This is a genomic window from Streptomyces sp. H27-H5 (genome assembly GCF_026627505.1).
Taxonomy (GTDB): domain Bacteria; phylum Actinomycetota; class Actinomycetes; order Streptomycetales; family Streptomycetaceae; genus Streptomyces.
Genome location: NZ_JAPNLK010000007.1, coordinates 112,214 through 125,828, shown reverse-complemented (window position 1 = coordinate 125,828; position 13,615 = coordinate 112,214). Strand labels below are relative to the sequence as shown.

The window sequence follows — 13,615 nt, the reverse complement described above, 5'->3', positions numbered from 1 at the left end:
GGGCGGCCTTCGCCGGACGGCGCGCGGCGGGGCGGCCTGTGGAGGGGGGCCGCTCGCCGGGTGGGAGGGGGCTCGCTCAGCTCGGGTCCAGGCCGTGGCTGCGCAGCCACGCCTGGGGGTCGATCGGGGAGCCGCCGCCGGGCCTGACCTCGAAGTGCAGGTGCGGGCCGGTGGAGTTGCCGGAGTTGCCGGAGTAGGCGATCACCTCACCGGCCTTGACCTTGCCGGACCGGATCTTGGTGCTGCTGAGGTGGCAGTACCAGGTCTCGGTGCCGTCGGGCGAGGTCAATATGGCCATGTTCCCGTAGGCGCTGTTGAACTGGGTGCGCACGGTGCCGTCGGTGGCGGCCATGACCGGAGTGCCGTACGAGACCGGGAAGTCGATGCCGGTGTGCACCGACATCCACATGCCGCCGGCCTGGCCGAAGCCGGCGCTCAACCCGTGCTGGGCGACCGGAACGGCGAACTTGGGGCGGGCGGCCTCCTTGGCCGCAGCCTCCTCGGCGCGCTTCTTCTTCTCTTCCAACTGGCGTTCGCGAAGGTCGATGCGCTCCTGGGTACGGCTCGCCCGGTCGGCGAAGTCGCCCGCGTCGGCGCTGAGCGCGGCCAACTGCGTGTCGAGCTTGTTGTTCGCGGCGACCGGCTTCACCGAGGCCGGGTCGGGTGCCGCCATCGTGACGGGTTCCTCGGCGGGCTTCTCCACACCGCCGGTGAGTCCGCCGACGGAGGCGGCCGCGACTCCCGCGACGCCCATCACGCAGGCGGAGGGAACGGCCACCGTCAACAGGGCGGAACGCTTCGCCGGAGTGCGCCGGCGACTGCTGCCGCCCGCCCTCGCGGAACTCTTGACCGCGCCCTTGGCGGGAGCGCCGGCGCGGCGCGTGGGCCGCGGTTCGTTCTCCGCGCGGGGGGTCACGGGCATGGCCTGGGTGGGCATGTCGTGCACGGCGCCCCGCGGTTGCGGCTCGTCGTCCGGGAGCGCGTCGGTGACGGCCTCGAAGACGGCGGTTTCGGCGGCGTGCAGGTCGTTGTTCGCGTACGGATCGGCGCTCGGGTAAGGATCGGCGACGGTGATCGGGACGACGGTCGTCGCCTCGTACGCGGGCTCGTAGGAGGCCTCGTACGAAAGGGAGTCGGCGGGGGCGGCCTGCATGGTGTCGTACCCGTACGCGTATCCGCCGTCGGGCTGCGACGGGTAGTCCTGGACACTCGCGGTGACCGTCGTCGCGCCGGTGAGGTCGTTCGTGGCGGCCCCGCCGTTCCACGCGGTGGCGTCGTACGCGCCGGTGCCCTGGGGGTAACCGGTGAAAGTGGACCACTGGCCGGTCTGCTCCGCGCCGCCGGACTCGTAACCGAAGGACGACGGTTGGGAGTCGGAGCCGGCGGAGTTCCAGGCGCTCGCGTCCCACTGCCCGGTCGTGTCCTCGGGGGCGCCCTGGGTGGGGACGGTCGACAGGTAACTCTCCTGCGAGGCCCAGGCGGTGGCGTCGTGCGTACCGGTGGACTCGTACGAGCCGTAGGCGTCGTAGGTGCCGGATACACCGTAGTTGTAGCCCTGACCCTGCGTTTCGTAGGAAACGTAGGCCTGGTCACCAGCGAAATTGGTGGTGGAAAGGCCGTCGTACCCGGTTTCGGGGTACTGGCCCGACGGGGGGCGGTCGTTCACCAACTTCTCTTTCGCCTCGGCAGTGGGGGGCCTGGGTGGCCGGTGAACTCGAGATTCACCGGAGGAGAGCAGTGGCGTGACTGTACCCGTCGGTCACAGGCAACGACAATCTTCGGCGGAGGTCGGTATCGCGGGAACCGGGCATTCGGCCGCCTTTCGGTCGCACAAAGACGCAGCCTTGGCCTTGAGTTCGAAATGTGTTCGACTCCAAGGGCGGAATGTGCAAGTCGTCCGCCTCGGCGAAACCGCCCGGTGGGGCGGGCGCCGCGAGGATCGCGACGCCCGCCGTCACCGTGCGTCAGAGCGGACTTACCAGTTCCGGCGGTTGGTGCTCACGGTCCGCCGGTTTCGTCCCGGATCCCGGTGTGTCGTGACCTTGTTCGCCGGAGTTTCAGACGGCCAGGCTCCGACCCTCGGGTCCCGAGTCGGCGGTCCGATCGGCCGCGCGGTCGGTGGTTCGGTCGCCGGCTCGATCGTCGGCTCGCGCGTGGGCGGTGGTGAGGTCGTCGAGGGCTCGACGCACCGCGGCGATCACCGCGGGGTGGACCGCGAGGGCCAGATGTCCGATGCCGGTGACCAGCACGTTCTCCGCGTCGAGGTCCGGATGCTCGATACGGGCGGTCCCGGTCGGCGCCATGATCGCGTCGAACTCGCTCCAGAACGCCACGCACCGGGTCCGGCAGCCGGGCGAGGGCGCGGCCAGTTCGACCATCACGTCGGAGTCGGGTCGCATCTGGCGGACCAGCGGGTGCGCGTCCATGAAGGGGGCCACGCGGGTGCCGGCGTGCGGGGTGCCCAACGTGACGAGGGTCCGCACCCGGGCATCACCGCCGAGCCGCTGGACGTAGTACCGCGCGACCAGCCCACCGAGGCTGTGCCCCACGAGGTCCACGCGCTCCTGCCCGCTGCGCTCGCACAGGTCCTCGACGCGACGGGCGAGATGCCGGGCGGCGGCTCGCAGATCCCGGGTGAAGGGGGAGTAGTTGTACGTCTCCACGCGCCGCAGGCCGTCCGCCCCGAGGGCGCGCCGCAGCAGGACGAAGATCGATCGGTTGTCGTTGAAGCCGTGCAGCAGCAGGACGGGAGGCCGCTGCCCGCAGGCCCCGGCGGCCGGCCTGGCGGCCGGACGCTCCTCCCGCACCCCGGTGGGATACAGCAGCAGGTGCCCCGTGAACACCACGGCCTCCAGCGCGGCGGCGCGCAGGGCGGCCCCGGAGGCGATCAGGGACAGGGGTAAGGACAGGGATGACGGCAGGGGTGGGGACGGGCGTGGGGACGGGGTCGGCGCGGACGGGCGGTTCGGAGCGGATTCCGGGGCCACGTCCGGCGCGGACCCCGCAACGGCGCTCGCGACGGGCCTCGGAGCGGGACTCGTAACCGGCCTCGGCCCGGGAAGTGGGAGGGACGGCGGCGTGCTCGACAGCCCCATGAACGGCCTCCCCTGGGCCTTTTGGGTGGGTGGCTGGGTACGCGGCCGTGATGCCGAGGTGGCCCCACCGCCGCGCCGGGCGGCTGACGGCGCGGTGGCGGGGCGACTCGGTGCGGTGAATCAATGGCGTCCCACGTGTGATTTCCCCCTCCTGGTTGACCGCGAAACGGCGGCGTGCGCGATGCTGTACTTAACGTTCGTTCACTCGGGAGGCAGTGCGATGGGTGTGACCGGTCCGATCCGTGTGGTGGTGGCCAAGCCGGGTCTCGACGGCCACGACCGCGGCGCCAAGGTGATCGCGCGTGCGCTGCGGGACGCGGGCATGGAGGTCATCTACACGGGCCTCCACCAAACCCCCGAGCAGATCGTCGACACCGCGATCCAGGAAGACGCCGACGCGATCGGCCTGTCGATCCTCTCGGGCGCGCACAACACGCTGTTCGCGCGCGTGCTGGAGCTCCTCAAGGAGCGCGACGCGGAAGACATCAAGGTCTTCGGCGGCGGGATCATCCCGGAGGACGACATCGCCCCCCTCAAGGCGAAGGGCGTCGCCGAGATCTTCACCCCCGGCGCCACCACGACGGCGATCGTGGACTGGGTCAACGGCAACGTACGCCAGGCCTAGGCCGGCCCTTTCGGCGTCCGCCGGGTCGCTCGGGTGGTGCCGGACCCGGCACCGCGCCTGCCCGCGCGTTGCCGGACGCCCGTGCACGTCTCCAGGTGCGCCGCGTACGTTCCGTGCGCGGCGCACCGCTCCGCCTTGCCCGGCACGGCGCCGGACCCCGTGGGTCCCCCGGCCCCGGCCGGTGCGACCGGGGGAGCGGGCCCTCGCGGCTCCCCGGCGGACACGACCTCGGGGAGCGGCCCGGCCGACTGCGCTCCGAAAGGCGCCGGGTCCTGCCCGGCCGGCGACCGCCAGGCCCGCCGACCGGCCAGGGAATGCGGATCGGCCGGCGGGGCTTCGCCTGACCCGTTTCGCTGCGCCGTCACCAAGAGGCGTCCGGCGAGGGCCCGGAGAGTCAGTCGGGCGGGGTGAGTTCCGCGAGCATGGCCGCGCGTACGCGCAAGGTGGCGACCAGGCGCTGAAAGGCCTCCGCCCAGTAGGCGGCGGCTCCCGGCGACGTGTCCGGCGGGTCCTGTGACGCCGAGGTGAGCGCCTCCAGCCGACCCGCTTCCGCCGGATCCAGGCAGCGCTCGGCCAGACCCATCACCCCGCTGAAGCTCCACGGATAGCTCCCGGCCTCCCGTGCGGTGTCCAACGCGTCGACCACCGCCCGCCCCAGCGTCCCCGCCCACGGCACCACGCAGACCCCCAGCAGCTGGAACGCCTCCGACAACCCGTGGGCCCGGACGAACTCCGCGACCCACGCGGCCCGTTCCCCGTCGGGCAGGATCGACAGCAGCTTCGCCCGCTCCGCCAGGGACGCCGTACCCGGTCCCGCCGCAGGTGGCGCGGAGGCCGAACCGAGCAGGGCCTTCGACCACGCGGGGTCACGCTGGCGCACGGCCGCCCGGCACCAGGCCGCGTGCAGTTCCTCCGCCCAGCCCTCGGCGACCGGCAAGGCCACGATCCGCGCCGGGGTCAGCCCCCCGAACCTCTCCCGCCAACAGGACAGCGGCGCGGCCTCCACGAGTTGCCCCAGCCACCAGGCCCGCTCCCCGCGTCCGGCCGGCGGTCGTCTCACCACCCCGTCCCGGAGCATGCCCGCGTCGCAGTCGGCCGGTGGTTCCACCCCCTCGGGCCCCACGCAGGCCAGTGCCCGCCGCGCCATCCGGCCGGCCAGCGCCGAACCCGTCAGCGCGGACAGCAGCTCGGCCGCCGTCGCCCGGACGTTGCGGCTCCGATCATCCAGCGCCGACTCCAGAAACGCCTCGTCCGCCGGCGACAGCCCCACCCGCAGCGAATCGAGGAACATCAGCCGGTCCTCGGCCCGCTCGGTGGCCCAGGTGGTCGACAGCAGCCGGGTCGCCGCCGCCGGCTCATGAGCCCGTACGGCGCCCAACAGGGCCACCCGCTCGGCGAACAGGCCCTCTTCCCAGAGGAGTTCCACGCCGGCTCGATCCGTCGCGTCGGGCAGCTCGCCGGCGCCCCCCGCCGCGCCCCGCAGCGCGAACCGCCAGTCCGGGTTCAGTCGGGCCAGCCACAGGCCCCGCGCGCCGGCGAGGGCCAGGGCCGGTGGCCGTAGATCGGTCCGGGCCCGGGCCGCGTCCAGCAATGCCGGTACGAGCGCCGCCGGCGCGCGGTAGCCGTGACGTCCGGCCGCCGCCAGCCATTGCGGCAGCAACTCCGTCAGGTCCGGGGCGGCCCCCCGCCGCCCGCCGGATCCGCCCGCCGCGGTCCGGCCCGCCAGCAGCTGCGCGAGCCGCCGGCGGGCCGCGTCCGGCGGCTCGGGCCGCGGATCGTGCACCGCCGGCTCCGGTCTCGGGGCCGCCTCGGCCGGCCGCAGCCCGGCCCGGCGCCGTACCGTCTGCACAGCCGCCGCGTCCAGCAGGGCTTCCGGCGAGCCGCCCCGGCGCCGACCCGTGCCCAGCAGCGCGGCGCCGACCAGCTCGTCCCAGTCCTCGTGTGCCGTGTCCATGCGACCCCCTCCCTCGTGAATGTCCCCGTGCTCCGGTCCCGCCCCCTCCACGGGACCGGAGCAGTATGTGGATTTGTCGTGTCAATTCATGCTTCAGCTGGCGTGGTTGTCGTCCATCAAAGCCCCCCGGCTTTCTCGTTCACACACGGCGGCGCCCCCGCGCCGCCATTCCCTCCCCGGCGCCGACGCTCCCCCGCGTCGGTCGCCTCCTGCTCTTCCCGCCGGTCCGACCCGGGCCCCCCGGCCCGGTCAGACCAGCGGTATCGGCTCGGCCGATCCCGGCTGCCAGGCCGTCAGGGGCGTGAACCCGCGATGGCCGACCTCGCCGAACACCGTCACCGGCCCCCCGCCCGACAACGCGGCCAACCGCCACAGGCCCGCCCGGGACCCGCTGTCCGACCCCGACAGGGGCACCGGCAGGGCGGACGTCCCCTCCGAGTCCGCCAGTTGCCAGCCCACCTCACCCGGTATCGGCACCACCGGGCCCAGCACCACCGGCCAGGACTCCAGCCAGGGATCCTCCCGCAGAGCGGTCCCGTACGCCTCCAGCGCGGCCGCCGTACCGATCCCGGCCGGCGCCCCGGCGCCCGGCGCCGCCGCCGAGAGACGTTCCCCGAGGTCGACCCGCAACCCCGCGGAACCCGGGCGGAAGCGGGCTTCCGCCTCCCACACCAGGCCGATCGGCAACGCCAACCCCGGAGGCCGCCCCGGCGGACCGAAGTCCAACACCAGTGCCGGACGACCGCTCTCCTGCCCCCGCAGCCAGATCCGGCGGGTGGTGAGCCGCCCGTCCGGGGAAACCGAGTCGTACTGGGCCAGCACGAGCCAGCGATCCCGTACGACCTCGCCCTCCGCGGACACCGGCACGCCCACCCGGCTCCTCGTCGTCGCGGCCAACTGCCCCGGCAGCCCGGACACCCCCAACCAGGCCCTGTTCAGCAGGTGCAGCAGCGCGAACTCCTCAAGCATCCGGGCGGGCCAGCCGGGGCCGCAACCGGGTATTGTCCCCAACTCCCGCACCCGCGCAGCCAGTCCGGGCGCCTGCGCGTCGACCATCCGGGCCGCGGTCTCCTCCCAGCCCGCGTACCCCGCCTGTTCCTGCCCGGCCAGACCGCCGTGCACCAGATCGCCGAGCCGCCGCTCCAACTCGACGACACCCGCGCCCACCCGGGCCGCCCTCCGTTCGGCCCGCCGGCGCGCCCCCTCCTCGTCCACCGGTCCGGCCGTCCCGGCGGACGGCCGCGCGGCCTTCTCCGCCCGCCCGGTCAACCACTCCTGCGCCCAGTCCGGCGCCGGCGCCGGGTCCCCCACCCCTTCCGCTGCCCAGAGCAGCAGCAGTCCCAGAGCGTGCTTGCACGGGAACTTCCGGCTCGGACACGAGCACTTGTACGCGGGTCCCGTCAGATCCACGACCGTCCGGTACGGCCGACTGCCGCTGCCCTTGCACAACCCCCACAGAGAACCGGAAGCGGAACCTCCGATCTGCGACCACGGAGCCGCCTCTCCCAGCCTTCCCCCCGCCTTTCTCGACACGTCGTCAGGAGCCAGAGCCAGTACCTGTTCCGCCGTCCAGCGGACCTCCTGCTCAGTCATGTGTCCCACCGTAGAGACCCCCACTGACAATCGCCCTGACCTGCAACAACCGTCTTCGCGAAGGCCGTTGTCAGTGGTGTGGTGCACCGTGGTCACAGCAGTCCGACGCGGCTGCCGAGCATTGGAGGGGGACCATGACCATGCCCGAGAACGGCACCGGTACCGACGTGCTGCGCCCGCACGCCGAAGACGCCTTCGCGCACGAACTGAAAGCCTTGGCCGCAGCCGACGACCGGCCCCGACCGAGCCGCTGGAAGCTCTCCCCGTGGGCCGTCGCGACGTACCTCCTCGGCGGGGAACTGCCCGGCGGCACGGTCGTCACACCCAAGTACGTCGGACCCCGGCGCATCGTCGAGGTCGCCGTCACCACGCTCGCCACCGACCGCGCCCTGCTCCTCCTCGGTGTCCCCGGCACCGCCAAGACCTGGATGTCCGAACACCTCGCCGCCGCCGTCAGCGGCGACTCCACCCTCCTCGTCCAGGGCACCGCGGGCACCCCCGAGGAGGCCATCCGGTACGGCTGGAACTACGCCCGCCTCCTGGCACACGGCCCCAGCAGGGAAGCCCTCGTCCCCAGCCCCGTCATGCGCGCCATGGCCGACGGCATGACCGCCCGCGTCGAGGAACTCACCCGCATCCCCGCCGACGTCCAGGACACCCTGATCACCGTCCTGTCCGAGAAGACGCTGCCCATACCCGAACTCGGCCAGGAAGTGCAGGCCGTGGGCGGCTTCAACCTCATCGCCACCGCCAACGACCGCGACCGCGGCGTCAACGAGCTCTCCAGCGCCCTCCGTCGCCGCTTCAACACCGTCGTCCTCCCGCTGCCCGCCACCGCCGAGGCCGAGGTCGAGATCGTCGCCCGCCGCGTCGACCAGATGGGCCGCGCCCTCGACCTGCCGGCCGTGCCCGAGGGACTGGAGGAGATCCGCCGCGTGGTCACCGTCTTCCGCGAGCTGCGCGACGGGATCACCGGCGACGGCCGCACCAAGGTCAAGTCGCCCAGCGGCACCCTCTCCACCGCCGAGGCCATCTCCGTCGTCACCGGCGGCCTGGCACTCGCCGCCCACTTCGGCGACGGCGTCCTGCGCTCCTCCGACGTGGCCGCCGGCATCCTCGGCGCCGTCGTCCGCGACTCGGCCGCCGACCGTGTCGTCTGGCAGGAGTACCTGGAGACCGTCGTCCGCGAACGCGACGGCTGGAAGGACTTCTACCGCGCCTGCCGGGAGGTGTCCGCATGAGCCCCGAGGCCGCGGGGCCCCTGCTGTTGGGCGTCCGGCACCACGGGCCGGGCTCCGCCCGCGCGGTGCGGGCCGCGCTCGACGCCGCGACCCCGCGCGCGGTCCTCATCGAGGGACCACCCGAGGGCGACGCCCTGCTGCCCCTGGCCGCGGAGCCGGGGATGAGACCGCCGGTCGCGCTCCTCGCGCACGCCGCGGACGACCCGGGCAGGGCCGCGTTCTGGCCGCTCGCCGGGTTCTCCCCGGAGTGGGTCGCCCTGCGCTGGGCACAGGAACGCGACGTCCCCGTCCGGTTCATCGACCTGCCCGCCGCGCACACGCTCGCCGCCCCCCGGGATCCGCAGGCGTCCGACCCCGACGCCGTACGGATCGACCCGCTCGCGGTGCTCGCCGAGACCGCCGGGTACGACGACCCCGAACGCTGGTGGGAGGACGTCGTCGAGCACCGGGGCAGCGGAGCCGTCCGGGACCCCCGGGCGACCTTCGAGGTCCTCGGCGAGGCCATGGGGGCCCTGCGCGAGGCGTACGGGGACGGCGGACACCCGACCGACCGGGTGCGCGAGGCCCACATGCGGCAGCGTATGCGCGCCGCCCGCAAGGAGTACGGAGACGCCTACGCGGTGGTCTGCGGCGCCTGGCACGTCCCGGCCCTGCGCGCGAGGACCACCGCCGCCGCCGACAAGGCCCTGCTCACCGGGCTGCCCAAGGTCAAGGTGGAGACCACCTGGGTGCCCTGGACCCACCGCCGGCTCGCCCGGGCGGACGGGTACGGGGCCGGCATCACCTCACCCGGTTGGTACGCCCACCTCTTCGAGTCCCGGGACCGGCCCCTCGAACGCTGGCTGACCCGGGCCGCCGGGCTGCTGCGGGCCGAGGACCGGCAGGTCGGCCCGGCCCACGTCATCGAGGCGGTCCGGCTCGCCGAGACCCTGGCCGTCGTGCGGGGACGCCCCGTCCCGGGCCTCGCCGAGACCCTCGAAGCGGTGCGGGCGGTGATGTGCGACGGCTCCGACGTCCCCCTCGCGCTGATCGAGGACCGCCTCGTCGTCGGGGACGTCCTCGGCGAGGTCCCCGACTCGGCGCCCGTCGTCCCGCTCCAACGGGACCTCACCCGATACCAGCGCGGCCTGCGGCTCAAGGTCGAGGCGCAGGAACGGGACCTGGAACTCGACCTCCGCAAGGACACCGACACGGCCAAGTCCCTGCTGCTGCACCGGCTGCGGCTGCTCGGGATCGACTGGGGGACACCCACCGCCTCCCGGGGCAGCACCGGAACCTTCCGCGAGACCTGGCGGCTCCGCTGGGAACCGGAGCTGTCCGTGCGGGTCGCGGAAGCCGGCATCTGGGGCACCACCGTCGTCGGCGCCGCCACGGCCAAGGTCGAGGCCGACGCGCTCGCGGCAACGGAGTTGGGCGAGGTCACGGCCCTGGCAGAGCGGTGCCTGTCGGCCGGGCTGTCCGAGGCGCTGCCCGTCGTGCTGCGGGCCCTCGCCGACCGGGCGGCGCTCGCCACCGATGTGGCGCGGCTCGCCGAGGCACTGCCCGCGCTCGCCCGTTCGCTGCGGTACGGGGACGTGCGCGGCACCGACGCCAAAGCCCTCGGCACGGTCGCGGCCGGGCTCGCGGACCGGATCTGCGTGGCCCTGCCGCCCGCCTGCGCGGCGGGCTTGGACGCCGACGGCGCGGCCGAACTGCGCGGGCACGTGGACGGGGTGCACGGTGCGATCGCGCTGTTGGAGGTGGACGGCCTGCCGGAGCGCTGGGCGGCGGTGCTGCGGACGCTCGCCGGCCGGGACGGCGTGCCCGGGACGATACGCGGCCGCGCCACACGACTGCTGCTCGACGACGGGCGGTTGCCGCCCGAGGAGACGGCGCGGCTCATGGGGCTGGCGCTCTCGCCGGCGGTCGCCCCGGCCGACGCGGCGGGCTGGATCGAGGGCTTCGCGGGCGGCGGCGCGGGCGGCGGGACCCTGCTGATCCACGACGACCGGCTGCTGGGCCTGATCGACGCCTGGCTGGTGTCGGTGCCGGAAGGGGCGTTCATCGACGTCCTGCCCCTGCTGCGCCGGACGTTCGGGGCGTACGAGTCGGGCGTGAAGCGCACGCTGGGCGAACTGGTCCGCCGCGGCCCCGGAGACCGGACCGGGAGGCGCCGGGCCGGTGCGGGCCCCGAGGGCTTCGCCGCCGAGCCGGACCCGATACGGGCCGACGCGGCGGCGGAGCTGGTCCGGCTGATCCTCGCGGCTCCGGCGGGATGACGGCGCCGACGGGACGGGTGGGGCGGCGGGGAACGGGACGGCAGTAGGGGACGGGGACATGGGGGACGGGACGGCAGTGGGGGACAGGGGCATGGAGAGGGCGGGGAACATGACGGCAACGGAGACCGGCACCACGGACACCGGCACGGCGGACGCGGAGCGGCTGCGCCGCTGGCGGTTGGTGCTCGGCGGGGGCGAGGGCGACGGGACGGGCCGCGCCCTCGCCGGGCGGGACGCCGCGATGGACGCCGCGCTCGGCGCCCTGTACGGCAGCACCGGCGGCGCCGGCGACGGCAGGCCGCCGGGCGAGCGGTCCGCCGGTCTCGGCGGGTCGGCGCCCCGGGTGGCCCGCTGGCTCGGGGACATCCGGACGTACTTCCCCGCCTCCGTCGTCCAGGTGATGCAGCGCGACGCGATCGAGCGGCTCGGTCTGGCGTCCCTGCTGATGGAGCCGGAGATGCTGGAGGCCGTCGAGCCGGACGTCCACTTGGTCGGCACCCTCCTCTCCCTGAACAAGGCGATGCCGGAGACGACCCGGGAGACGGCGCGGGCCGTGGTCCGCAAGGTGGTCGAGCAACTGGAGAAGCGGCTGGCGGCCCGCACCAGGGCCACGCTCACGGGCGCCCTGAACCGTTCGGCGCGGATCAGCCGCCCCCGCCACCAGGACATCGACTGGGACCGGACGATCCGCGCCAACCTCAAGAACTACCTTCCCGAGCACCGCACGATCGTCCCCGAGCGACTGATCGGATACGGCCGGGCCGCCCGGTCCGTGAAGAAGGAGGTGATCCTCTGCATCGACCAGTCCGGCTCGATGGCCGCCTCCGTCGTCTACGCCTCCGTCTTCGGCGCGGTGCTCGCCTCGATGCGCTCGATCGCCACCCGCCTCGTCGTCTTCGACACCTCCGTCGTGGATCTGACCGACCGGCTCACCGATCCGGTGGACGTCCTCTTCGGCACCCAACTCGGCGGCGGCACGGACATCAACCGCGCCCTCGCCCACTGCCAGTCCAAGATCACCCGGCCCGCCGACACCGTCGTCGTCCTCATCAGCGACCTCTACGAGGGCGGCATCCGCGACGAGATGCTCAAGCGGGTCGCGTCCATGAAGGCGTCCGGAGTGGAGTTCGTGACCCTGTTGGCGCTGTCCGACGAGGGCGCCCCCGCCTACGACCACCAGCACGCGGCGGCGCTCGCCGCGCTCGGCGCGCCCGCCTTCGCCTGCACCCCCGACCTGTTCCCGGACGTGATGGCCGCCGCGCTGGAGAAACGGCCCCTGCCGATCCCCTGAAGCCCCTGACCGCCGGTGGTCAGGCGGCACACCGGCGGTCCACCGTCCGCCCCACCCGCCGTCCACCCCCGGCGAACACCGCCCGCTCATCCCCGGCCCATCGCGTCCGCACATCGGCAGATCACACGAACGCGCAGTTCAACCGTCAGGCGATCTGTGACAGGTATCACCGCTCAGGTGTGATCTGCGATTTAGGGACCCACGGCCCACGGGGATAACCTGCGGGACGGACATGCCGCGTCCACGGTCACCGTGTGCGCCTTCCTTGTGACAGCGCCGTCACGTTGCCCTCCGCGGCACGCCCACGCAGATAGCAGACAACCGCGAATCACTGCGAATCTTTGAAGACAAGGGACGGACGCGCGTGGACCTGTTCGAGTACCAGGCGAGGGACCTCTTCGCCAAGCACGGTGTACCGGTGCTGGCCGGTGAAGTGATCGACACGCCTGAGGCGGCGCGCGAGGCCACCGAGCGGCTGGGCGGCAAGTCGGTCGTCAAGGCGCAGGTGAAGGTCGGTGGCCGAGGCAAGGCCGGCGGCGTGAAGCTTGCCGCGACCCCGGACGAGGCCGTGGCCCGGGCGACGGACATCCTCGGGATGGACATCAAGGGCCACACGGTCCACAAGGTGATGATCGCCGAGACCGCTCCCGAGATCCTCGAGGAGTACTACGTCTCGTACCTCCTCGACCGCACCAACCGCACCTTCCTGGCCATGGCCTCGGTGCAGGGCGGCATGGACATCGAGGAGGTCGCGGAGAAGACCCCCGAGGCCCTCGCGAAGGTCCCGGTCAACGCCAACGAAGGCGTGACCATCGAGAAGGCCCGCGAGATCGTCGCGCTGGCGAAGTTCCCGGCCGAGGTCGCCGAGAAGGTCGCCGAGGTCCTCGTGACCCTGTGGGACACCTTCATCGCCGAGGACGCGCTCCTCGTCGAGGTCAACCCGCTCGCGAAGGTCGCCAACGGCGACGTCATCGCGCTCGACGGCAAGGTCTCGCTCGACGAGAACGCCGAGTTCCGCCAGCCGGGTCACGAGGAGTTCGTGGACCACGCTGCCGCGAACCCGCTGGAGGCCGCCGCCAAGGCGAAGAACCTCAACTACGTGAAGCTCGACGGCGAGGTCGGCATCATCGGCAACGGCGCGGGTCTCGTCATGAGCACCCTCGACGTCGTCGCGTACGCCGGCGAGGCGTACACGTCGGTGAATGGCGGCGGCGTCAAGCCCGCCAACTTCCTGGACATCGGTGGTGGCGCCTCCGCCGCCGTCATGGCCAACGGCCTGGAGATCATCCTCGGCGACCCGGACGTCAAGTCCGTGTTCGTCAACGTCTTCGGTGGCATCACCGCGTGTGACGAGGTCGCCAACGGCATCGTCCAGGCACTCCAGCTGCTGGCGGACAAGGGCGAGGCGGTCACCAAGCCGCTCGTCGTCCGCCTCGACGGCAACAACGCCGAGCTGGGTCGCAAGATCCTGTCGGACGCCAACCACCCGCTGGTGCAGCGCGTGGACACCATGGACGGCGCGGCCGACAAGGCCGCCGAGCTCGCGGCTGCGAAGTAA

Annotated in this window: 9 protein-coding genes; 5 read left to right on the top strand and 4 right to left on the bottom strand. The window is 73.3% G+C overall.

Translation table 11 applies throughout. The annotated features are described in order from the left end of the window. Positions 1-76 precede the first annotated feature (76 nt). The gene (locus OTB19_RS05265) at positions 77-1,666 is read right to left on the bottom strand and encodes a peptidoglycan DD-metalloendopeptidase family protein (protein WP_267796800.1); all 1,590 of its coding nucleotides are present in this window, start codon (positions 1,664-1,666) and stop codon (positions 77-79) included. A gap of 391 nt (positions 1,667-2,057) precedes the next feature. Then, entirely contained in the window at positions 2,058-2,987 is a 930-nt protein-coding gene (locus OTB19_RS05260) for an esterase/lipase family protein (protein WP_267796799.1), read from the bottom strand. Between the two features lie 328 nt (positions 2,988-3,315). Here OTB19_RS05260 and OTB19_RS05255 point away from each other — a divergent pair, with 328 nt between their 5' ends. After that, complete coding sequence (locus OTB19_RS05255; protein WP_267796830.1) at positions 3,316-3,720, top strand: cobalamin B12-binding domain-containing protein; 405 nt, start codon at positions 3,316-3,318, stop codon at positions 3,718-3,720. A gap of 394 nt (positions 3,721-4,114) precedes the next feature. On the opposite strand, the gene OTB19_RS05250 is transcribed toward OTB19_RS05255, so the two are convergent. Further along, positions 4,115-5,674, bottom strand: coding sequence for a DUF5691 domain-containing protein (locus OTB19_RS05250; RefSeq protein ID WP_267796798.1), 1,560 nt, complete (start codon positions 5,672-5,674; stop codon positions 4,115-4,117). A 249-nt stretch (positions 5,675-5,923) separates the two neighbouring features. After that, positions 5,924-7,267, bottom strand: coding sequence for an SWIM zinc finger family protein (locus OTB19_RS05245; protein ID WP_267796797.1), 1,344 nt, complete (start codon positions 7,265-7,267; stop codon positions 5,924-5,926). A gap of 134 nt (positions 7,268-7,401) precedes the next feature. Here OTB19_RS05245 and OTB19_RS05240 point away from each other — a divergent pair, with 134 nt between their 5' ends. From OTB19_RS05240 to sucC, 4 genes are all read left to right on the top strand, one after another. Beyond that, positions 7,402-8,508, top strand: coding sequence for an ATP-binding protein (locus tag OTB19_RS05240; RefSeq protein ID WP_267796796.1), 1,107 nt, complete (start codon positions 7,402-7,404; stop codon positions 8,506-8,508). Next, positions 8,505-10,766 carry a DUF5682 family protein gene (locus tag OTB19_RS05235; RefSeq protein WP_267796795.1) on the top strand — a complete coding sequence of 754 codons (2,262 nt, stop codon included), beginning with the start codon at positions 8,505-8,507 and terminating at the stop codon, positions 10,764-10,766. Before OTB19_RS05240 ends, OTB19_RS05235 begins: the two co-directional genes overlap by 4 nt. Before the next feature lie 109 nt (positions 10,767-10,875). Next, positions 10,876-12,057 (top strand): VWA domain-containing protein, encoded by a 1,182-nt coding sequence (locus tag OTB19_RS05230; protein WP_267796794.1) that lies wholly within the window; start codon positions 10,876-10,878, stop codon positions 12,055-12,057. A 364-nt stretch (positions 12,058-12,421) separates the two neighbouring features. After that, complete coding sequence (gene sucC, locus OTB19_RS05225; RefSeq protein WP_267796793.1) at positions 12,422-13,615, top strand: ADP-forming succinate--CoA ligase subunit beta; 1,194 nt, start codon at positions 12,422-12,424, stop codon at positions 13,613-13,615.

Coding starts and splice junctions, on each gene's coding strand:
- OTB19_RS05245 (WP_267796797.1), bottom strand. CDS start 7,267: ATGACTGAGCAGGAGGTCCGCTGGACGGCGGAACAGGTACTGGCTCTG.
- OTB19_RS05255 (WP_267796830.1), top strand. CDS start 3,316: ATGGGTGTGACCGGTCCGATCCGTGTGGTGGTGGCCAAGCCGGGTCTC.
- OTB19_RS05235 (WP_267796795.1), top strand. CDS start 8,505: ATGAGCCCCGAGGCCGCGGGGCCCCTGCTGTTGGGCGTCCGGCACCAC.
- OTB19_RS05240 (WP_267796796.1), top strand. CDS start 7,402: ATGACCATGCCCGAGAACGGCACCGGTACCGACGTGCTGCGCCCGCAC.
- OTB19_RS05230 (WP_267796794.1), top strand. CDS start 10,876: ATGACGGCAACGGAGACCGGCACCACGGACACCGGCACGGCGGACGCG.
- OTB19_RS05250 (WP_267796798.1), bottom strand. CDS start 5,674: ATGGACACGGCACACGAGGACTGGGACGAGCTGGTCGGCGCCGCGCTG.